This is a genomic window from Bradyrhizobium ivorense, assembly GCF_900696085.1.
GTDB classification, from domain to species: domain Bacteria; phylum Pseudomonadota; class Alphaproteobacteria; order Rhizobiales; family Xanthobacteraceae; genus Bradyrhizobium; species Bradyrhizobium ivorense.
Genome location: NZ_CAADFC020000028.1, coordinates 485201 through 506821 on the forward strand (window position 1 = coordinate 485201; position 21621 = coordinate 506821).

Consider the following 21621-nt stretch of genomic DNA (forward strand, 5'->3'; position numbering starts at 1 on the left):
GAGGTGAACCTCCCGCGCTCCTAGAGCTCTGATCTCCGTCACGCCCGCGCGCTGATCGGCGCCAGCGCGAGCGGGCTCGGGTCGTGGTGGTGCTGCAGGCGGAAGAACGAGGCGTAGCGGCCACCGCGGCGCAGCAGCTCGTCGTGGCGCCCGCGCTCAACGATCTCGCCGCCCTCGACCACCAGGATGGCGTCGGCGTGCATGATGGTGTGCAGGCGATGCGCGATCACGATCGTGGTGCGGCCCTGGCAGAGATGCTCGATCGCCTCCTGCACCTGCTTCTCCGATTCGGAGTCGAGCGCGGCGGTGGCCTCGTCGAGCAGGATGACCGGCGCGTTCTTGATCAGCGCGCGCGCCACCGCGATGCGCTGGCGCTGGCCGCCGGAGAGCTGGGTGCCGTGCTCGCCGACCGGCGTGTCGTAGCCGAGCGGAAAACTCATGATGAAGTCGTGGGCGCAGGCCGCCTTCGCGGCCTCGACGATCTCGGCCTCGGTGGCGCCTTGCTTGCCGAAGGCGATGTTGCTCCGGATGGTGTCGCGGAACAGATAGACGTCCTGGCCGACATAGGCGGTCTGCTGCCGCAGCGATTTGCGCGATACGGCCGAGATCGACTGGCCGTCGATCAGGATCTGGCCCGCCGTGGTCTCGTAGAAGCGCAGCAGCAGCGCCAGCACTGTCGACTTGCCGCCGCCGGAGGGGCCGACCAGCGCGGTGACCTTGCCCGGCTCGGCGACGAAGCTCATGCGATTCAGTACCAGCTCACCGGGCCGATAGGCAAAGCTGACGTCGCGCAATTCGATCCGCGCGTCGGAGAGTTTTAGCGCCGGCTTGTCGTCGTCGCTCTGCTCGCTGGCCGGGCTGTCGACCACCTCGAGCAGCATCCGCGCCCCGACCAGCTGGCTGTTGAGGTCGATGTTGAGCCGCGCCAGCCGCTTGGCCGGCTCGGTCGCCATCAGGAACGCGGTCAGGAAGGAGAAGAACTGGCCCGGCGTGGCGCCGAGCGCCACCACGCTGTAGCCGCCATAGAGCAGGCAGCCGGCCACCGCAAAGCCGCCGAGCATCTCCATCAGCGGATTGGAGCGGTTGGCGATCCGCGCCATCTTGTTGGCGTTCTGCTCGACGGTCGCGATGTTCTGGTCGATGCGCGCCTGCATCGTGCCTTCCAGCGTGAACGCCTTCACGGTGCGGATGCCCTGCAGCGATTCCTGCATCGTCTCCAGGATGTCGGCGGTGCCGGTGAACTGGTTGTAGGCGAGGCCCTTGATGCGCTTCACCAGCTTGCGCAGCACCAGCATCGCCGGCGGCACCGCGACGAGACCGATGAACGACATCAGCGGATCCTGCCACACCATCACCGCGACCATCGCGATCAGCATCAGGAAGTCGCGGCCGATCGCGTTGACCAGCATGTTGAGCACGTCGGTGATCGACTTGGCGCCGGCGGTGAGCCGCGCCAGGAATTCCGACGAATGCCGCTCGGAGAAGAAGCCGATGCTCTCGCTCATCAGCTTGGCGAACAGCTGGCGCTGGTTGTTAGCGAGGATGGCGTTGGAGATCTTGTTGAGGATCACCATGTGGCCGTAAGTTGCCACGCCCTTGATGAACAGCAGCACACAGGTGACGCCGGCAAACATCGCGATGCCGGGGATGTTCTTGTCGACATAGGCCTGGTTGATGACCTGGCCGAGCACATAGGTTGCGGCCGCCGTGGAGCCTGCGGCGAGCGCCATCAGGCCGAACGCCATCAGATAGCGCCGCCAGAAGATGATCCCCTGTTCCATGACCAGGCGGCGGATCAGGATCGCCGCGCCATAGGGATCGTCGGTGATTTTCTTTGGAAACTGAGCCATTCGCGTTCCATTGACGGGCGGCTTCTGCCGGCCGTCAGGGTTGCGGAGACTCCTTGCCCGCTTGGCGGGGCTTTTTCAAGTCCAATAAATGCTTGATTTCAGGCCGATTCCGCCTGCCGCGGCAGGCCGCCGCGCTCCCGGAACAGCTTCTCCTCCCAGGCCAGCGCATGGCTTGCGATGGTTTCGAGATCCTCGAAGCGCGGCGTCCAGTCGAGCAGCGAGCGCAGCCGGCCGGTGTCGGCAACCATCGCCGTGATGTCGCCGGGCCGCCGCGCCGCATAGGCGACGGCGAAATTGCGCATCGAGACCCGCCGCACCGCCTCGATGGTCTCGAGCACGGAATAGCCGCGGCCATAGCCGCAGTTCAGCGTCACCGATTGGCCGCCGCCGCGCAGATAGGACAGCGCCGAACGATGCGCCTCGACGAGGTCGCTGACATGAATGAAGTCTCTGACACAGCTGCCGTCCGGCGTCGGATAGTCGGTGCCGAACACGTCGATCTTGGCGCGCTGGCCGGTCGCGGCCTCGACCGCGATCTTGAGCAGATGGGTGGCGCCGACGGTGGCGAGGCCGCAGCGGCCTTGCGGATCGGCGCCGGCGACGTTGAAGTAGCGCAGCACGACATAGCCCATGCCGTGCGCCGAGGCGACATCATGCAGCATGATCTCGGTCATCAGCTTCGACGAGCCGTAGGGCGACAGCGGACGCGTCGGCGCGATCTCGGGCACCGGCACCTGGTCCGGATTGCCGTAGACCGCTGCGGTCGAGGAGAAGATGAAGCGGCTGACGCCGCCCTTCACCGCGGCGTTGAGCAGGCTTCGCGTCGTCATGGTGTTGTTGCGGTAATAGCCGAGCGGATCGCGCATCGAGTCCGGCACCACCACCGAGCCGGCGAAATGGATGATGCTGTCGATCTGATGCTGGGCGATCACGCCCTCGACCAAATTTTCGTCACCGGCATCGCCGATGAACAGCGGCACGCTCTCGGGCAGGAACGCCGAGAAGCCGGTGGAGAGATTGTCGATCACGACGACGCTCTCGCCGGCATCGGCCAGCGCGTGAACCATGTGACTTCCGATATAGCCGGCACCGCCGGTCACGAGCACCGTCATGGCTAGAGCTCTCCAGATAGCTTTGGCCGGAGATGCTAGCGATCGCACGGTGAAGAGGGGGTTTCGCCGCGGCCGAACTGGCCACTATGCTTAATGTTGCGTATAGGAACTGGCGCGAAACGGAGACTTGCGTGCCGATCGAGAACATGCCCGCCGGCGAGCTCGTGCTCATCGTGCCGAATTTGCACAGGCGCTATTCAGGGGTCACCGCGACCAACCGGATGGTCGCGCCGAAGTTTGCCAAGATGTTTCGCGCGGCCTGGCTCGGTCCGCACCGGCCCGACGGCATCGCCGCGCTGGGCTTCTTCGACCTGATGCGGCTGTGGCGGCGCGCGACGCCGATCATCTGGCATGCGCGGCGCAATGACGAGATGATCGCGGGGCTGGTGCTGCGCTCACTCGGCTGGCCGCTCAAACTTCTTTTCACCTCGGCGGCGCAGCGGCATCACACCTGGCTGACGCGCTGGCTGATCGGCAAGATGGACGCGATCATCGCGACCAGCCCGCTGTCGGCGTCCTACCTGAAGCGCGACGCGACGGTGGTGATGCACGGCGTCGACACCGACCGCTATGCGCCGCCGGCCGATCGTGCGGTGGCGTTTGCCGAAAGCGGATTGCCGGGCCGCTATGCGATCGGATGCTTTGGCCGGGTGCGTGCGCAGAAGGGCAGCGACGTGTTCGTCGAGGCGATGTGCCGGCTGCTGCCGCGCTATCCCGATTTCACCGCGGTGATCGTCGGCGCGGTGGTGCCGGAGCAGCAGGGCTTTGCCAACGAGCTGAAGCGGCGCATCGAGGCCGCCGGCCTGCAGTCGCGCATCATCATCACCGGCGAGCTTGCGATCGACGATGTCGTGCGCTGGTACCAGCGGCTTGCGATCTACGCCTTCACCTCGCGCAACGAGGGATTTGGCCTGACCCTGATCGAGGCGATGGCGGCGGGCGCGGCGCTGGTGGCCGCGCGCGCGGGCGCAGCCGAGTTCGTCGTCGAGGACGGCGTCACCGGCGTGCTGATCCCGCCCGGCGACACTGATGCGCTGGTGGCGGCGCTGGAACCGCTGCTGCGTGATCCGGCCGCAGCTGCCGCGATGGGTGCGCGGGCGCGGCAGCAAGTTGTGGATAAGTTCAGCCTCGATGCCGAGGCGAACGCGATCGCCGCGGTCTATCGCACGCTGATCTGAGCCAGCACGCGCTCGGCGATGTCGACGACCTCTTCGGCCGCAATGTCGCGCATGCAGCGATGGTCGTTCATGGTGCAGACCGTGCGCTGGCACGGCTGGCAGGGCAGCTTGCTCTTGGTCTGCAGCACCGTGGAGGCGAGGCCGTTGAGGGGCGCCCACAGATAGGGATCGGTCGGGCCGAATATGCCCATGGTCGGCGTGCCGATCGCAGCCGCAATGTGCATCAGCCCGGAATCGTTGGAGATGCCGACGCTGGCCGCGGCCATCGCCAGAATGCCGTTGCGCAGGTCGGTGCCGGTGAGGTCACGGACCCGCGGCCCGCCGGTGGCGACGATTTGCTGCGCCGCCGCCTTTTCCGCGGGGCCGCCGACCACCCAGACGTCAAAGCCGCGTTCGGCGAACAGCCGCGCCGCCTCCGGGTAATAGGTCCAGCGTTTCGACTCGCCGACCGAGCCCGGCCCGAGCGCAATTGCGGGGCCGCTGCCCAACCCGTTGGCCTGCCGCCATCGACCGATCTCCTCAGTGGGAACCCGCAGCTGCGGCACCGGCCACTCGGCGGGGCGCGCGGCGCCCGCAGGCAGCGCCAGCACGGCGTTCTTGTCGATGAAGCGCGGCAGCTGCCTTTCGCCCCAGCGCATCGCGTTGATCATGCCGAATCGGGCCTCGCCAAAAAAGCCGACCCGCTCCGGGATGCCGGCCAGCACCGGCGCGATGGCGGCCTTCCAGGTCCGCGGCAGCACCAGGGCGGTGGCATAGTTCCGCGCCTTGAGCTCGGCCGCCAGCGCCCATTGCCGGGCGAGCGCCAGCCGGCTGCGCGGCAGGTCGGACACAATACCGGCGCGAACACCCGGCATGTAATCCACAAGCGGGGCGCACTGGCGGGTGACCAGAAGGTCGACCGGCCGGTTCGGCCAGCGCTTCTTCAGCACCCGGACCACGGTGTGGCCGCGTACGAAGTCGCCGATCCAGACATAGGGAACCACCAGGATCGGGCTCGTATCCGCGCTATCCTGGGTCTCGATCCCTAACACTGAATCAAAGTTCATATCTAAATGAGCCGGGCACGGTCGGTTGCGGCCCCGTCGGTAAACGGTTCGTGGGAATAGGTAAAGCCGTCGTTGCCTGCGGCACGGGAGTGGGGCAAAGCTGGCGTCGCACTGGGGCTTAGATAAGGTTTCGCAATGTTTCTGGTAACCGGGGGTGCCGGTTTTATCGGGTCGAACGTCGTGGCCGCGTTGAACGACGCCGGTCACAGCGACGTCGTGGTCTCTGATATCCTTGGCAGCGACGGCAAGTGGCGGAACCTGGCCAAGCGCCAGCTCGCCGACGTCGTGCCGCCGGCCGAGCTTGCCGACTGGCTGAAGGGGCGACGCCTGGAGGCTGTCATTCATCTCGGCGCCATCTCGGAGACCACCGCCACCGACGGCGACCTCGTGATCGAGACCAATTTCCGCCTGTCGCTGCGGCTGCTCGACTGGTGCACGGCCAACACCACGCGGTTCATCTATGCCTCGTCGGCGGCGACCTATGGTGACGGCGAGGCGGGCTTTGACGACGATGCGTCGGTCGCGGCGCTGAAGCGGCTGCGGCCGATGAACCTGTACGGCTGGAGCAAGCAGCTGTTCGATCTCGCGGTCGCCGAGCGCGTGACGCGCGGCGACCGGCTGCCGCCGCAATGGGCGGGGCTGAAATTCTTCAACGTGTTCGGCCCGAACGAGTATCACAAGGGGACGATGATGAGCGTGCTCGCGCGCCGCTTCGACGACATCAGGTCGGGCCGCGCCGTGCAGCTGTTCAAGTCGCATCGCGAGGGCATCGCCGACGGCGATCAGCGCCGCGATTTCATCTATGTCGATGACGTCGTGCGCGTGATCATGTGGCTGTTGGCGACGCCGCAAGTCAGCGGGCTGTTCAATGTCGGGACCGGCACCGCGCGCAGCTTCAAGGATTTGATCGTCTCGGCCTATGCCGCGCTCGGCCTGCCGCCGAATATCCACTATGTCGAGATGCCCGAGCAGATTCGCGGCAGCTACCAGTATTTTACCCAGAGCGTGGTCGATCGTCTCGGGCGAGCCGGATACAATGGCGGCTTTACTCCATTGGAAGACGCGGTCGGGGCCTATGTGAAGGGCTTCCTCAACCGCGCCGATCGCTATCGCTGATGCGGGTTATGGGCACAGATGTTCGATTTTGAAGCCATCTCGCAGGCGATCTCCGGCAAGACCGTGCTCTGCGTCGGCGACCTCATGCTCGACGAGTTCGTCTATGGCGAGGTGTCGCGGATCTCGCCGGAGGCGCCGGCGCCGGTGATCGCGGCCAAGCGCAGCGAGATCAATATCGGCGGCGCCGGCAATGCCGCGCGCATCGTCGCCTCGCTCGGCGGACGCTGCATCTTCGTCGGGTTGATCGGCGAGGATGATGCCGCCGCGCGGCTCGAGGCCGTGCTGGCGCAGGAAAGCCGGATCGAGTGCGTCCTGGTGCGCGATGCGAGCCGGCCGACCACGCGCAAGGTGCGCTTTGTGTCCGATCATTTCTCGACCCATATGCTGCGCGCCGACTGGGAGCACGCGGCGCCCGCTTCGGGCGAGGTCGAGCAGCAGCTGATCGACGCCATCCTGCCGCAGTTTGCGCGCGCCGACATCGTGCTGCTGTCGGACTACGCCAAGGGCGTGCTGACCGCGCGGGTGATCCGCAACACCATCGATGCCGCGCGCAAGCTCGGCAAGTCGGTCATCGTCGATCCCAAGAGCCTCAACCTTGCGATCTATCGCGGCGCGACGCTGATCAAGCCGAACCGCAAGGAATTCGCCGAAGCGACCCGCAGCCGCGCCGATTCGGATGACGCGATCGCCGCCGCCGCGCAGGACGCGATGCGGCTCGCCGACTGCGCGGCCATGCTGGTGACGCAGGGCGAGCACGGCATGACGCTGGCGCTGCGCGACGGCGGCACCATCCATGTGCCGGCGCTGCCGGTGAAGGTGCGCGACGTCTCCGGCGCCGGCGACACCGTGGCGGCGATGCTGGCGCTGGCGCTGGCTGCCAAAGCCGATTGGGACGTCGCGCTCCGCCTGGCCTCGGCTGCGGCCGCGGTGACGATCGGCAAGACGGGCACCGCCATCGTCAGGCCGGATGAATTGCGCCGCAAAATCCTGCCGCACGCGTCGCTGGCGGCCGAGGACAAGATCGTCGCGGCGGGCGGCGACATCGATGCGCATCTCGCCGAATGGCGCGCGCAGGATCTGCGGATCGGCTTCACCAATGGCTGCTTCGACATCCTGCATCCGGGCCACGTCAAGGTGCTGACCGCGGCGCGCGGCGCCTGCGACCGCCTGATCGTCGGGCTGAACAGCGACGCCTCGGTGCGGCGGCTGAAGGGCGAGGGGCGTCCGGTGCAGGACGAGCGCGCCCGCGCCGAGGTGCTGGCGGCGCTGGAAGCCGTCGACCTGGTCGCGATCTTCGAGGAGGACACCCCGATCAACCTGATCACCAGGGTGCGGCCGAGCGTGCTGGTCAAGGGCGGCGACTACACCCGCGAGCAGGTGGTCGGCCACGAGATCGTCGAGGCGGCCGGCGGCGAGGTCGTGCTGGTCGACATCCTGCCCGGCCACAGCACGACGTCGCTGGTCGACCGGGCGCGCGGGGGCAAGGCGTGAGCGCGAGCATGGCCGCTACGCCCGCCGCCGCATGCCCGGCCTGGCGCGATCCGGCGCGCTGGGAGACCACCGCCGACGTGGTCGCGGTGCTGATTGCGCTGTCATTGCCGTGGTCGACCTCGCTGGTCGGCATCTTCGGCGTCGTGCTGCTGGTCGCGATCGCGCCGACCCTCGACCTCAAGGCATTCTCGACGTTGCTGAAGCGGCCGATCTGCGCGGTCCCGGTCGCGCTATTCGCCCTCGCGCTGATCGGCACGCTGTGGTCGGACGCCGCCTGGCGGGCGCGGTTCTATGCGGTCGAGCCAACCGCGAAGCTCTTGGTGCTGCCGGTCCTGCTGTATCATTTCCAGCGCTCGAAACGCGGCACCTGGGTGTTCGTCGCGTTCCTGGTCTCCTGCACGCTGTTGATGCTGATGTCGTGGCTGGTGCTGCTGTATCCCGGCCTCTCGCTGAAGCCGCCGAACACCGCCGAGCGCGGCATCTTCGTCAAGGACCACATCAACCAGAGCCAGGAATTCACCCTGTGCGCGGTCGCGCTGGCCTATCCGATCGTCATCTTGCTGAAGTCACGGCGTTTCGTGCTGGCCGCGCTGCTGACCGCGATCGCCGTGAGCTTCTTCGCCAACATGGCGTTCGTGGTGGTGTCGCGGACCGCGCTGGTCACGGTCCCGATCATGTTCGCGGTGTTTGCGCTGCTGCATCTGCGCTGGCGCAGCATCGCATTGATCCTGTGCGCGACCGCCGCGCTCGCCGTGGTGGCGTGGCATGCCTCGCCGCAATTGCGCCGGACCGCCGATTCGTTCAACCGCGACTACCAGCTCTACATGCAGCGCAATGCCCCGACCTCGATCGGGCTGCGGCTCGAATTCTGGCGCAAGTCGCTCGGCTTCTTCGCCGAGGCGCCGCTGATCGGCCACGGCACCGGCGCCACGCGTGGCCTGTTCGAACGGGTGGCGACCGGCGGGGTGACCAAGGCCTCAGGCGAGGTGATCGGAAATCCGCACAATCAAACGTTGAATGTCGCCGTCCAGTGGGGCATCATCGGCGTGACATTGCTGTATGCGATGTGGATCCTGCACCTGCTGCTGTTCCGCGGCGGCGGGCTGGTCAACTGGATCGGGCTTCTCGTCGTGGTGCAGAATATTTTTTCATCGTTGTTTAATTCACACATCTTCGATTTCCACGAAGGCTGGATGTATGTGCTGGGCGTCGGCGTTGCCGGCGGCATGGCGCTGAAGGGGCGGTCACCGGCGAGCACGGAACCTGAACGTCCAATCAGTCCATGATCGCTGGCATGAGCCCGGCAGATACGCTATCAGCCTTCGTACTTGCAAAGTTCCCGGTTGTCGCTAACCCCGCCGCTACATGACGCGCCTCTCACAATTCACCCTGCGCAACTTCCTGATTCTGGTCCATGACGCGCTCGCGACGACGTTCGCGCTGCTGGCGAGCTTTTACCTGCGGTTCGAGGGCAGCCTGCTCGCGGAGCGCTGGCCGCAGCTGATCCACATCCTGCCCTGGTTCGTGCTGTTCAGCATCGTGGTCAGCTATTTCAGCAACCTGACCACGGCGAAATGGCGCTTCACGTCGCTGCCGGATGCGCTGAACATCCTGCGCGTCGCGGCGGTGCTGACGCTGGCGCTGGTGGTGCTCGACTATGTCTATTTCTTCACCGGCTCGCGCACCTTCGTCTTCCTCGGCCGCGTCACCATCATCCTGTTCTTCTTCCTCGAAGTGTTCGCGCTGAGCGCGCTGCGGCTGGGCTATCGCTATTTCCGCTACTCGCGCACGCGGCTGCACGCCCGCTCCGACAGTGCCGCGCCGGCGCTGCTGGTCGGGCGCGCCGCCGACGCCGAGGTCGTGCTGCGCGGCATCGAGAACGGCGCCATCAAGCGGCTGTGGCCGGTCGGCGTGCTGTCGCCGTCGCCGGCCGACCAGGGGCAGCTGATCCGCAACATTCCCGTGGTCGGCGGGGTCGATGACATCGAGGCGGTGATTCGCGATTTCGAAACCCGCCAGCGCCCGATCAAGCGCGTGGTCATGACGCCTTCGGCGTTCGAGCCGGAGGCGCATCCGGAAAGCGTGCTGATGCGCGCCAAGCGGCTCGGCATGATGGTCAGCCGGCTGCCGTCGCTGGAGAGCGGCGACGCGCCGCGCCTCACCAATGTCGCGGTCGAGGACCTCTTGCTGCGCCCGACCCAGAAGATCGACTACGCGCGGCTCGAGGCGCTGGTGAAGGGCAAGTCGGTGATCGTGACCGGCGGCGGCGGCTCGATCGGCGCGGAGATCTGCGACCGCGTCGCGACCTTCGGCGCGGCGCGCCTGTTGGTGATCGAGCATTCGGAGCCGGCGCTCTATGCCGTCACCGAGGCGCTGTCCGCCCGTGACACCGGCGCCGTGATCGAGGGCCGGATCGCCGACATCCGCGATCGAGAGCGCATCATCCGCCTGATGGGCGAGTTCAAGCCCGACATCGTATTCCATGCCGCGGCGCTGAAGCATGTGCCGATCCTGGAGCGCGACTGGAGCGAGGGCGTCAAGACCAACATCTTCGGCTCGGTGAACGTCGCCGACGCCGCGCGCGCCGCCGGCGCCAGCGCCATGGTGATGATCTCGACCGACAAGGCGATCGAGCCGGTGTCGATGCTCGGGCTGACCAAGCGGTTTGCCGAAATGTACTGCCAGGCGCTCGACCACGATCTGGCAGCAGAGGCCGGCAGCAAGCCGCACATGCGGCTGATCTCGGTGCGGTTCGGCAATGTGCTGGCGTCCAACGGCTCGGTGGTGCCGAAGTTCAAGGCGCAGATCGAGGCCGGCGGCCCGATCACGGTGACCCATCCGGACATGGTCCGCTACTTCATGACGATCCGCGAGGCCTGCGACCTCGTGATCACGGCGGCGACGCATGCGATGACGCCGGCGCGGCCCGACGTCTCGGTCTACGTGCTGAACATGGGCCAGCCGGTCAAGATCGTCGATCTCGCCGAGCGGATGATCCGCCTGTCCGGCCTGCAGCCCGGCGTCGACGTCGAGGTGGTGTTCAGCGGCATCCGTCCCGGCGAGCGGCTCAACGAGATCCTGTTCGCAAGCCAGGAGCCGACCATCGAGATCGGCGTCGACGGCATGATGGCGGCGAAGCCGAACCAGCCGCCGATGTCGACCTTGCGCAAATGGCTGGCGGCGCTGCAGGAGGCGATCGAGCGCGATGACCGCGTCACCATCCGCGCCGTGCTGCAGGACGCCGTGCCCGAATTCGGCTCGAATGCCGCCTGATCGCGCCGTCGCGCGCGGCGCGGCCTGACCGTTCGAGAGCCACCGATGCGCAAGCCCCGCAAAGTCGTCGTCGTCAGCCAGCATTATCCGCCGGATCACTCGACGACCGCCGCGATCATGGCCGCGATCGCCGAGCGGATCGCCGACGATGCCGAGGTGGTGGTGGTCTCCGGCATGCCGGGCTCGGCGCAGCCGGCCGCGCCGGGACGGCCGGTCGTCGTCGAGATCAAGAACTGGCTGCCGGGCAAGGCGGCGCTGCTCAAGCGCGCGCTGGCCGAGACGCTGTTCACCGCGCGGATCTTCCTCGCGCTGCTGACTCAGCTGAAGCGCGGCGACGTGGCGCTGACGGTGACCGCGCCGTTCGTGCTGCCCTATGCGGTTGCCGCGGCGGCGCGGCTGAAGGGCGCGAAGTCGGCGCTGATCCTGCACGATCTGTTTCCCGACGTGCTGGTGATGGCCGGGCTGCTGCAGCCGTCCTCGCTTGCGGCGCGGGCGCTGCGCGCGATCAACGCGCTGATGTTCCGCGCCCTCAACGCCGTCATCGTGATCGGCCGCGACGCCGAGAAGCTGCTGCTGCGCTACGGCGGCATGACCCAGGACAAGATCCGGTTCATTCCGAACTGGACCACGCTCGCGCCCGGCTACCGTCCGGTCAGCCCGGACAATCCGTTTCGCAAGGCGATCGCCGCCCGCTTCGTCGTCGGGCTGTCGGGCAATCTCGGCTTCACCCACGATCCGGACATCGTGTTCGAGGCGGCGCGGCTGCTGCAGGGCGAACGCGATATCCATTTCCTGCTCTCGGGCTGGGGCATCGGCTTTGACCGCCTCAAGGAGATGCAGGCGGCAGCACAGCTTGGCAACGTCACGCTGGTCGAGCGCGTCGCCGATGACGAACTGGCAGCGCTGCTCTCCAGCGCCGATGTCTGGCTGATTCCCTATCGCAAGAACGTCGCCGGCGTGTCGGTGCCGAGCCGGTTCTACAATCTGCTTGCGATCGGCCGGCCGGTCATGCTGGTCTCCGAGGCGGAGGCCGAGGCCGCGCTCACGGTGAAGGAAAACCAGCTCGGCTGGGTCGTGACCCCGAGCCGGCCGGATCAACTCGCCGATGCCATCCGCCTGGCCGCCGGATCGCTGGCCTCGGAAGCGCAGAGCGCCGCGATGGCCGAGCGGGCGGTCGCGGCGGCGCGGACCTTCAGCCCCGAACGGGCGCTCGGCAGCTATGCCGCGCTGGTCGGCGAATTACTCGGCAATCGCGACGTGGAGCGGACGGCATGACGGACGGTCGACCGACGGTTCTGGTGACGGGTGCGAACGGCTTCGTCGGCCGCCACGTGGTGCCGCTGCTGGCGAGCAACGGCTGGGTGGTGCGGCGCGCGGTGCGGCATCCGCCGCGCGACGCCAACGACGTCGAGATCGGAACGCTCGGCCCCGCCACCGACTGGGGCGCCGCGCTCGACGGCGTCGACGCCGTGGTTCATCTCGCCGCGCGCGTGCATCACCAGGACGAAGAGCATGCGATCGAGCTCTACCACAACGTCAATGTCGGCGGCACGCTGCATCTGGCGCGCGGCGCGGTCGCGGCCGGCGTCAAGCATTTCATCTTCATCAGCACCATCCTGGTCCATGGCCGCAGCAACAACGGACGTCCGCCGTTTCGCGAGGACGACGTCCTGACACCGCGCGGCCTCTACGGAATGTCGAAGGCCGCCGCCGAAGGCGGCCTCCGCGAGCTGGTGCCGGGCAGCGGCATGCGGGTTACCGTGATCCGTCCGCCCTTGATCTACGGCGCCGGCGCAAAGGGCAACTTCGCGCTGCTCGAGAAGGCGGTGAAGCGCCGCATTCCGCTGCCGCTCGCCAATATCCAAAACCGCCGTGCGTTCCTGTCGGTGCAGAACCTCGCCGCGTTCGTCCTGTTCCGGCTGACCAATCCGGGGGCGGATTTCGACGTATTTCTGGTCGCGGATAGCGAGCAGGTGTCGACGCCGCAGTTCATCGAGCGCCTCGCCCGGGCGGCGCAGACCGCGCCGCGGCTGTTCTCGCTGCCGAAGCCGGTGCTGAGCACGCTGTTCAGGCTCAGCGGACGCAAGGAGATCGATGACAGCCTGCTCGGCTCGCTCGAGCTTGATCTCTCGAAGGCCGCCGCGAGCGGATGGCAGCCGCCGGTCAGCCTCGACGAAGGCCTGAAGCTCGCGCTGGATCACGGCTGATCCGCCGCGCGCGGATCGCGCCGCTTCAGGCGCCGCGCGGCCGGGAGAACCGGCGCAGCAAGGTCGCGACGGCAACACCGCCGGCCGCCAGCAGGCCGATGTCGGCGGCGAGCGAATTCACCGCGACCGAGACGATTGCAAGCAGCGCCAGCACGAGGTTGAGCGCGAACACCTCGCCGACCACGCGCCACACCGAAAAGCCGTTGTCGGTCGCGCGCTGATAGAAGTGGGAGCGGTGCGCGGCCCAGAACGCCTCGCGCCGCGCCATGCGGCGCAGCAGCGTCACCGTCGCGTCCGCCAGATAGTACAGCGGCAGCAGCAGCGCTGCGGCGAATTGCTGATGCCATGCGAGCTCCAGCAGACACCAGCCCAGCAGCAGGCCGATCGGCAGGCTGCCGACATCGCCGAGGAAGATCTTTGCGACCGGCCGGTTGAACGGGACGAAGCCGAGCAGCGCTCCGCCGAGCGCGGCGGCGACCAGCGTCGCCGCCGGCGGGACATGGCCGAAGCTACCGAGCAGGGCGACCGCGGCCGCGATCGGCACCGCCTCCGATGCCGTCATCAGGTCGAGCCCGTCCATGAAGTTGACGAGGTTCACGAACCACAATCCGGCAATCAGCAGCAGCCCGCGTTCGAGCCAGAGCGGGCAGGCCTGAACGATCTTGAGATCGCTTGGTGCGGCAAACACCACGACGGCGACGGCAGCGGCCTGCAGCAGCAGCCGCGGCGCGACCGGCAGCGGGCGGACGTCGTCGACGAAACCGACCAGCGCGATGAACAGGGTGGCCGCGAACACGGTGATGGGGATCGTCAGGTTCGGCGATCCGGCCATTACGATCACGATGCCGCCGGCGAGCAGCGTTGCCGCGGTCACCGCGATGCCGCCGCCTTGCGGCGTCGGCACCTTGTGCGACGAGCGCGCATTGGGTTTGGCCAGCGCCACGCGCAGCAGCATCGGCCGCGTCGCCTGGATCAGGATCGCTGAGATCGTTGCGGCCAGCGCCGCTGCAACCAACGACAGGAGGATTTCGAAACTGCTCATCTGCTCGGCTACTGGGATGCGGGGACTTCGATCGGGGCGGTGCCCTTGGCGGCCTTTTCCGGACTCAGGATCCACACCAGGCCGCCGAACACGCCGACCACGAACGTCACCGCGCCGAACAGCAGCGAGATGTTGACGCCTTCGTTGGCGACCAGTCCGGCGTAGCCGAAGGCCAGCGCCATGGTGGCTTCGCGCACGCCCCAGCCCGCGATCGAGATCGGCATCATCGTGATCAGCATCACCGGCGGCAGCAGCTGGAAGATCTGGCCAAAGGTGACTGGAGCCGCGATCGCCTGCACCACGCACCAGGCGGTCACGACGGTCACGACGTGGATCAGCACCGACAGCACCGCGACCTTCAGGCCATGCGCGCGGCTGAACAACACCCGGTTCGCGATCACGGCGCAGGCGTGGATGTGATGCGTCGCCCACCACTGCCTCAGCCAGGGCCACGGCAGCACGCCGATCAGCAGGAAGCCGAACCCGGCGCCGAGCGCGGCGAGATCCAGCAGCAGCAATGCGGTCCAGCCATTGGGGTCGGAAATCAGCCGGTAGCTCCACGGCAGCGTCGCGGCGATGACGACGGCAAGCGCGATCAGCCCGACCGCGCGATCGACGAAGATCGAGTAGGTCGCCGCGCGCCAGCCGGCGCCGCCGCGCGCCACCAGCCACAGCCGCACCGCGTCGCCGCCGATCGAGGACGGCAGGGTCTGGTTGAAGAACGCGCCGATCAAATTGTAGCGCATCGCCTGCCGGGTCTGCAGCGGCGCGCCGCACTCCGTGCCGATCTCGCGCCAGCGCAACACCCCGAGGAAGATCTGCAGGAAGGTGACCGCCATCGCCAGCCCCAGCCAGCCGAGGCTGCCGATCTGGATGCGGGAGGCGAGATCATGCAGGTCGACCTTGCGCAGCGAGAAATACAGCAGCGCAGCCGAGATCAGGATCTTGGAGGTGGAAAGCAGGATTCGGCGCATTTCGCCCGCGCTGGCCCGGTTCAGAATGTGTCAAAAACAGCGCAAAACGCCTTCGCGCGCCCAAATTCGCCGCCTTGGTATGGTTTCCGCAACGATCTGGCAATAGCCGTCCGGTCCCTATTGCGGCCGGCGCGACGGGGCGGTTAAAGAGGCCGGAACGGGGGGAACGCCTGTCATAAACCGGGGGGTTACAATACCGGAATAATCCGGGCCCGGACACGCGGCTTGGCGTGATACTGCTTGGGGAACGGCTTCCCGAGCAACGATCGCGACGGCCTTCGCGCAATTTTGATGTGCCAGCCGCTGATACGACAGGACGTGAGGCATCGATGGACGGACGAATTATCCCCTTGATCATGTGCGGCGGCGCGGGCACGCGGCTGTGGCCGGCCTCGCGCGAGGTGCATCCGAAGCAGTTCCTGTCGCTGTTCGGGGCGCGCTCGACCTTCCAGGAGACGCTGCTGCGGGTCTCCGACGCCACCCTGTTCGACCGTCCCATCGTGATCACCAACGAGGCCTATCGCTTCATGGTGCTGGAACAGCTTGCCGAGATCGGCCGCGAGGCCGACGTGCTCTTGGAGCCGATGCGCCGCGACTCCGGTCCGGCGATCGCCGCCGGCGCCGCCTTCGCGCAAACGCGGGATGCCGATGCGATCGTGCTGGCGCTCGCCGCCGATCATCTGGTGCGCGATACGCCGGCCTTCGTCGCCGCCTGCCGCGAGGGATTGGCCGCGGCGGAGCGCGGCCGCATCGTCACCTTCGGCGTCAGGCCGGAACGGCCCGCCACCGAATACGGCTACATCAACCCGGGCGAGACCGTCGCCGGCGAGGTGAGGGCGGTGGCCAAGTTCGTCGAGAAGCCGGATGCGGCAACCGCGGCCGGCTATATCGCTTCAGGCTATCTCTGGAACAGCGGCAACTTCATGTTCCGCGCCGCGGTGCTGCTCGATGAATACCGCAATGTCGATGCCGACAGCGTCGCCACCGTCGAGACCTCGGTTGCCAACGCCGAGCGCGATCTCGGCTTCGTCAAGCTCGATACGCCGTCCTTTGCCGCGGCGAAGGCGATCTCGATCGACTATGCGGTGATGGAGAAGACTGCGCGTGCGGCAGTGGTGCCGGTGGCCTGCGGCTGGTCCGACATCGGCTCGTGGCGCCAAGTCTGGGAGCTCTCCGAGAAGGACAGCCAGGGCAACGCCTCGCGCGGCATGGCGGTGTTCGAGGATTCCCGCAACTGCAACGTCACCACCGACCGCGCGCTGGTCGCGCTCGAAGGCGTCGACGATCTCGTCGTGATCGCGACCCAGGACGCGGTGCTGGTGTCGCGGCAGCAGGACGCCAACGGACTGAAGCGGCTGGTCGCCAAACTGAAGGTGACGGCGCCCGAGGTGACCGAGAGCCACATCAAGGTGCATCGTCCCTGGGGCTCCTACCAGTCGGTCGACAATGGCGACCGCCACCAGGTCAAGCGGATCGTCGTCAAGCCGGGCGGGCGGCTGTCATTGCAGAAGCATCACCACCGCTCCGAGCACTGGATCGTGGTGCGCGGCACCGCGCAGGTCACCGTCAACGAGCTGATCAAGACCGTGCACGAGAACGAGTCGATCTACATCCCGATCGGCGCGGTGCACCGGCTGGAGAACCCGGGCAAGATCCAGCTCGAACTGATCGAGGTGCAGACCGGCAGCTACTTTGGCGAGGACGACATCATCCGCATCGAGGATGACTACCAGCGCACCTGAGAGATTGTGAAGCTTTGTCCTCACCCACCGCTGTCATCGCCCGGCCTGTGCGCAATTGCGCACATGGACCGGGCGATCCAGTACGCCGCGGCCCCTCGGTTCTATCACCAGCGTCTCTGGAATACTGGATCACCCGCATGCGCGGGTGATGACACCGAGCAGGCTGAAAACCCGTCATCCCCGCGCAAAGGCTTCGCCTTTGTCGCTGGAGGTGCGAGCCTCTTCGGCGAGCCTCGAAGGATGAATCGGCCACCAGCCGGGCCGTCGACCCTTCGAGGGCCGCTGAAGAAGCGGCCACCTCAGGGTGACGGTAATGAGGAGTACGCTGCTAGACCCGTCATCCTGTGAGGATCGGTCCAGACGCGGCCCGCGTGCATTTGCTTTGCGGGCGCTCCTCATGATGACGAGTGGACGTCATGCTGGCGCAATCTTTCGCGATGAACCTCCGCCGGGCTGGGTGCCCATGCTCAAAAATGAGTCATCGGACGATGTAACTCTTTGAATCAAAACGTGTCCGGATATCGTCCTTGGCATTCGCCACATTTGTGGCGCCGTGCTATAGCGGCTGCCAACGAAGCGGGTCGTGGTTCGCGCCACAGCGCAAACGGGGGTAGCGTTCGCGCTGATTCCCCGAGGGAAGGCCGGGGGTGGGCTTCCTGAGCAGCCGGGACAACCGCCAAAACTTCAAAAACGTCGCTTCAAAAACGTCACTGAAAAACGTCACTGAATACGTCACTTGGGGTCAATGAAATGAACGCAAAAGTGTCCGCATCGGGCGCGAAGGCCGACATCCAGCGCGCGTTGCGCGTCGGCGTGATCGGGGCCGGCGTGATGGGCAGCAACCATGCCCGCGTGCTGGCCGGACTGCCCGGTGTGGTGCTGGTCGGCATCGTCGACCCGCTGCCGGAACACCGCACGCGCGCCACCGAGTTGGTCGGCTGCCGCGCCTTCGAGAGCCTCGACGAGCTGCTCGGCGAGGGCGTCGATGCGGTGACGATCGCAGCTCCCACCCATCTGCATCACGAGATCGCGCTCACCTGCATCGCGCGCAACATCCACATCCTGGTCGAGAAGCCGGTCGCCTCGACCGTCGAGGAGGGCCGCGAGATCGTCGAGGCGGCGCAGCGCGCCGGCGTGACGCTGATGGTCGGCCATGTCGAGCGCTTCAATCCGGCGGTCGCCGCGATCAAGCAGGCGATCTCGGGCGAGGACATCCTGTCGATCGGCATCACCCGCGTCGGCCCGTTCCCGCCGCGAATGTCCAATGTCGGCGTCGTGATCGACCTCGCCGTGCACGACATCGACCTGATCCGCTGGTTCACCGAATCAGACATCGTCGAGGTGCAGCCGCAGCTGTCGAGCGCGGTCGCCGAGCGCGAGGACATCGCACTGCTCCAGTTCCGCACCGCCTCCGGCGTGCTCGCCCACATCAACACCAACTGGCTGACGCCGTTCAAAGCGCGCAGCGTGACGGTGGCGACGCGCGGCAAATATGTCATGGGCGATCTCTTGACCCGCCAGGTCACCGAATGCTTCGGCTTCAAGCCGGACGGCAGCTATTCGATGCGCCATCTGCCGGTCGGTCACGACGAGCCGCTGCGCGCCGAACTGATCGCCTTCCTCGATGCCGTGCGCACCGGCAAGCTGCCGGCAGTGTCCGGCGACGAGGGCGTGGCGAGCCTCGAGATCGCGATCCGCTGCCTGGAATCGCCCGCCCGGCCCGCCGCCTCGACGGCACGCAAGGGACCGCGCCGCGTTGTCGGCTGACGTCATCTCACTTCACGCGCGAAGAGCCTCATGAACCAGCATATGCGTCCTGAACCCATTCCCTTCATCGATCTCGCCGCGCAGCGCCGGCGGATCGGCAAGCCGATCGATGATGCGGTCGCTCGCGTGCTCGAGCATTGCCAGTTCATCAACGGCCCGGAGGTCACCGTGCTGGAGAAAGCGCTGGCCGATTACAGCGGCGCAAAGCACGTCGTGACCTGCGCGAGCGGCACCGATGCGCTGCTGATGGTGCTGATGGCGAAGAACGTCGGCCCGGGCGATGCCGTGCTGTGCCCGTCCTTCACCTTTTGCGCGACCGGCGAAGCGGTGGCGCTGACCGGCGCGACGCCGGTTTTCGTCGACGTCGACGAGGCGACCTTCAACATCGACGCGGCTTCGCTGAAGCGCGGCATTGCGACCGCGCGAGCGCGCGGCCTGAAGCCGGTCGGTGTCATTCCGGTCGACCTGTTCGGCCAGAGCGCCGATCACGATGCGGTGGCGGCGGTTGCCAAGGCCGAAGGCCTGTTCATTCTCGACGATGCCGCGCAGGGATTTGGCGCCAGCTACAAGGGCCGCAAGCTCGGCACCTTCGGGCTCGCGACCGCGACCAGCTTCTTCCCGGCCAAGCCGCTCGGCTGCTTCGGCGACGGCGGCGCGATCTTCACCGATGACGACGAACTCGCGAGCACGCTGCGCAGCATCCGCGTGCACGGCCAGGGCTCCGACAAATACGACAATGTCCGCCTCGGTCTCACCGGCCGGCTCGACACCATGCAGGCCGCGGTGCTGATCGAGAAGCTGAAGATCTTTGACGACGAGATCGCGGCACGCAATGTGGTGGCGGAGCGCTATGCGCGCGGGCTCGGCAACGTCGTGACCGTGCCGCGGCTCGCCGCAGGCTGCAGCTCGATCTGGGCCTGCTACACCATCCGCCTGCCCAAGGGTACCGACCGCGACGCCTTCGCGGCGGCGCTGAAGGCGCAGGGGGTGCCGACTGCGATCTACTACGCCAAGTCGATGCATCAGCAGACGGCGTACCGCAACTTCCCGGTCGCCGATGGCGGCTTGCCGGTCAGCGAGAGCCTGTCGGAGGACGTCATCAGCCTGCCGGTGCACGCCTATCTCGACGAGGCGACCCAGGACCGCGTCATCCAGGCCGTGCGCGGCGCGCTTCAGGCATGATCCCGAAAAGTGGGGTCCGGTTTTCGGATTGGATCATGCCTGAACTGTTAGCGGCCTGATCCGTCATTTTGACGTAACGGGATCATGCGCTAGAAGCAGCGCATGTTAGGGCGCATCTTCACCGTCGGCGGCTACACGCTCCTCTCGCGGGTCACCGGATTCGCGCGCGACATCATGCTCGCGGCGATCCTCGGTGCCGGGCCGGTCGCCGACGCGTTCTTCGTGGCGCTGCGGCTGCCCAACCATTTTCGCGCGATCTTTGCCGAGGGCGCTTTCAATGCGGCGTTCGTCCCGGCCTATGCCCACGTTCATGGCGAGCGCGGCGAGGCGTCGGCGCGGCTGTTCGCCGACCGCATCTTCACGCTGCTGTTCGCCTCGCAGGTGATCCTGCTGGTCGCCGCGATGGCGTTCATGCCGCAGGCGATGAGCATCCTCGCGCCCGGCTTCACTGAGGATGTCGCGCAGCGCAAGCTCGCGATCGAGCTGACGCGGATCACCTTTCCCTATCTACTGCTGATCACGCTGGTAACGCTCTATGGCGGCATGCTCAACGTCATGCACCGCTTCGCCAGCGCCGCGGCGGCGCCGATCTTCCTTAACCTCGCGATGATGATGACGCTGGCGCTGGCCGCGTTCTTCCCGAGCGCGGGCCACGCCGCGGCCTGGGGCGTGCTGATCTCCGGCTTCCTGCAGTTCTTCCTGCTCGCCGGCGACCTGTCGCGCCATGGCGGGCTGCCGCGCTTCGCGCCGCTCAAGCTCGACGAGGACGTCCGCGGCTTCTTCCGCGCGCTGGGGCCGGCGACGCTCGGCTCGATGGGCACCCAGGTCGCGCTGTTCGCCGACACCATCATCGCGACCTTCCTGCCCGCCGGCGCGCTGTCGGCGCTGTATTACGCCGACCGCCTCAACCAGCTCCCGATCGGCGTGATCGGGATTGCGATCGGCACCGTGCTGCTGCCGGAGATGTCGCGGCGGCTCTCCGCCGACGATCACGCCGGCGCCATGGCGGCGCAGCGCCGCGCCTTCGATTTCACGCTGCTGTTCTCGGTGCCGTTCGTGGCGGCGTTCCTCACCGTCGCCGATCCGATCATGCGCGCGATGTTCGCGCGCGGCGCCTTCTCCAAGGCCGATGCCGCGACCGCCGGCGCCACGCTTGCGGCCTACGCGGTGGGGCTGATCCCCTTCGTGATGATCCGCAGCGCGGTCGCGACCTTCTACGCCCGCAAGGACACCGCGACCCCGGTGAAGGCGGCGCTCACCGGCGTTGCCGTCAACGTCGCGCTGAAGATCGCGCTGGTCTCCTCGCTGGCCCAGGTCGGCCTCGCGCTGGCGACCGCAGTCGGCGCCTGGGTCAATCTGCTGCTGGTGCTGTTCTTTGCGGTGCGCCGCGGTTTCCTCGTGCTCGATCGCGCGCTGCTGCGCTCGTTCGGCACTTTTGCGGTCTGCGGCATCCTGGTCGCGGTCGCGCTGTGGCTGACCTCGCATTTCGCCTGGGTCTGGTTCGCACCGATGCAGATCTTCCGCGACGAACTGATCCTGCTGCTGCTGATCGCGGTCGGCATCTTCGTCTACGCCTTCTCGATCCTCACGCTGTTCGGCCGCGGCTGGATTTTCGCGCTCCGCCGCGTATAGGTAAAATAT

Annotated in this window: 16 protein-coding genes; 11 read left to right on the forward strand and 5 right to left on the reverse strand. The window is 67.0% G+C overall.

The window, feature by feature from the left end; translation table 11 throughout:
* Nucleotides 1-38: 38 nt before the first annotated feature.
* Together CI41S_RS33375 and galE are read right to left on the reverse strand one after the other, a co-directional pair.
* Nucleotides 39-1850 carry an ABC transporter ATP-binding protein gene (locus tag CI41S_RS33375; protein ID WP_139863297.1) on the reverse strand — a complete coding sequence of 604 codons (1812 nt, stop codon included), beginning with the start codon at nt 1848-1850 and terminating at the stop codon, nt 39-41.
* A 98-nt stretch (nt 1851-1948) separates the two neighbouring features.
* A complete protein-coding gene (gene galE, locus CI41S_RS33380) occupies nt 1949-2962 on the reverse strand; it encodes a UDP-glucose 4-epimerase GalE (RefSeq protein WP_139863298.1) in 1014 nt (337 codons plus the stop codon).
* 137 nt (nt 2963-3099) lie between these two features.
* Between galE and CI41S_RS33385 the strand changes: the two genes are divergently transcribed.
* Complete coding sequence (locus CI41S_RS33385; RefSeq protein WP_172628306.1) at nt 3100-4140, forward strand: glycosyltransferase family 4 protein; 1041 nt, start codon at nt 3100-3102, stop codon at nt 4138-4140.
* On the opposite strand, the gene waaF is transcribed toward CI41S_RS33385, so the two are convergent.
* A complete protein-coding gene (waaF, locus tag CI41S_RS33390; protein WP_139863299.1) occupies nt 4122-5186 on the reverse strand; it encodes a lipopolysaccharide heptosyltransferase II in 1065 nt (354 codons plus the stop codon). The two genes, CI41S_RS33385 and waaF, sit on opposite strands and share 19 nt — an antisense overlap.
* Before the next feature lie 135 nt (nt 5187-5321).
* On the opposite strand from waaF, the gene rfaD reads away from it, so the two are divergent.
* The 6 genes from rfaD to CI41S_RS33420 all read left to right on the forward strand — a co-directional run bounded on the left by rfaD (nt 5322) and on the right by CI41S_RS33420 (nt 13273).
* Nucleotides 5322-6302 (forward strand): ADP-glyceromanno-heptose 6-epimerase, encoded by a 981-nt coding sequence (rfaD, locus tag CI41S_RS33395; RefSeq protein ID WP_139485155.1) that lies wholly within the window; start codon nt 5322-5324, stop codon nt 6300-6302.
* Between the two features lie 18 nt (nt 6303-6320).
* Complete coding sequence (gene rfaE1 / locus CI41S_RS33400; protein ID WP_139863300.1) at nt 6321-7793, forward strand: D-glycero-beta-D-manno-heptose-7-phosphate kinase; 1473 nt, start codon at nt 6321-6323, stop codon at nt 7791-7793.
* An 8-nt stretch (nt 7794-7801) separates the two neighbouring features.
* Entirely contained in the window at nt 7802-9079 is a 1278-nt protein-coding gene (locus tag CI41S_RS33405; RefSeq protein WP_139485157.1) for an O-antigen ligase family protein, read from the forward strand.
* A gap of 79 nt (nt 9080-9158) precedes the next feature.
* Entirely contained in the window at nt 9159-11066 is a 1908-nt protein-coding gene (locus tag CI41S_RS33410; protein ID WP_139485158.1) for a nucleoside-diphosphate sugar epimerase/dehydratase, read from the forward strand.
* A 45-nt stretch (nt 11067-11111) separates the two neighbouring features.
* Complete coding sequence (locus CI41S_RS33415; RefSeq protein ID WP_139863301.1) at nt 11112-12341, forward strand: glycosyltransferase family 4 protein; 1230 nt, start codon at nt 11112-11114, stop codon at nt 12339-12341.
* On the forward strand, nt 12338-13273 hold the full coding sequence (locus CI41S_RS33420; protein ID WP_139485160.1) for an NAD-dependent epimerase/dehydratase family protein: 936 nt from the start codon (nt 12338-12340) through the stop codon (nt 13271-13273). Before CI41S_RS33415 ends, CI41S_RS33420 begins: the two co-directional genes overlap by 4 nt.
* 25 nt (nt 13274-13298) lie before the next feature.
* Here the strand turns inward: CI41S_RS33420 and CI41S_RS33425 are convergent, their stop codons facing one another.
* A complete protein-coding gene (locus tag CI41S_RS33425; RefSeq protein WP_139863302.1) occupies nt 13299-14315 on the reverse strand; it encodes an MraY family glycosyltransferase in 1017 nt (338 codons plus the stop codon).
* Nucleotides 14316-14323: 8 nt separating this feature from the next.
* Complete coding sequence (locus tag CI41S_RS33430) at nt 14324-15289, reverse strand: lysylphosphatidylglycerol synthase transmembrane domain-containing protein (protein WP_139863303.1); 966 nt, start codon at nt 15287-15289, stop codon at nt 14324-14326.
* Nucleotides 15290-15618: 329 nt separating this feature from the next.
* Between CI41S_RS33430 and CI41S_RS33435 the strand changes: the two genes are divergently transcribed.
* The 4 genes from CI41S_RS33435 to murJ all read left to right on the forward strand — a co-directional run bounded on the left by CI41S_RS33435 (nt 15619) and on the right by murJ (nt 21612).
* On the forward strand, nt 15619-17031 hold the full coding sequence (locus CI41S_RS33435) for a mannose-1-phosphate guanylyltransferase/mannose-6-phosphate isomerase (RefSeq protein WP_139485163.1): 1413 nt from the start codon (nt 15619-15621) through the stop codon (nt 17029-17031).
* 750 nt (nt 17032-17781) lie between these two features.
* The gene (locus tag CI41S_RS33440; protein WP_139485164.1) at nt 17782-18798 is read left to right on the forward strand and encodes a Gfo/Idh/MocA family protein; all 1017 of its coding nucleotides are present in this window, start codon (nt 17782-17784) and stop codon (nt 18796-18798) included.
* A gap of 30 nt (nt 18799-18828) precedes the next feature.
* Nucleotides 18829-19980: a DegT/DnrJ/EryC1/StrS family aminotransferase gene (locus CI41S_RS33445; protein ID WP_139863304.1), complete on the forward strand. Its 1152-nt coding sequence runs from the start codon at nt 18829-18831 to the stop codon at nt 19978-19980.
* A 102-nt stretch (nt 19981-20082) separates the two neighbouring features.
* Nucleotides 20083-21612, forward strand: coding sequence for a murein biosynthesis integral membrane protein MurJ (gene murJ / locus CI41S_RS33450; RefSeq protein ID WP_139485166.1), 1530 nt, complete (start codon nt 20083-20085; stop codon nt 21610-21612).
* Nucleotides 21613-21621 lie beyond the last annotated feature (9 nt).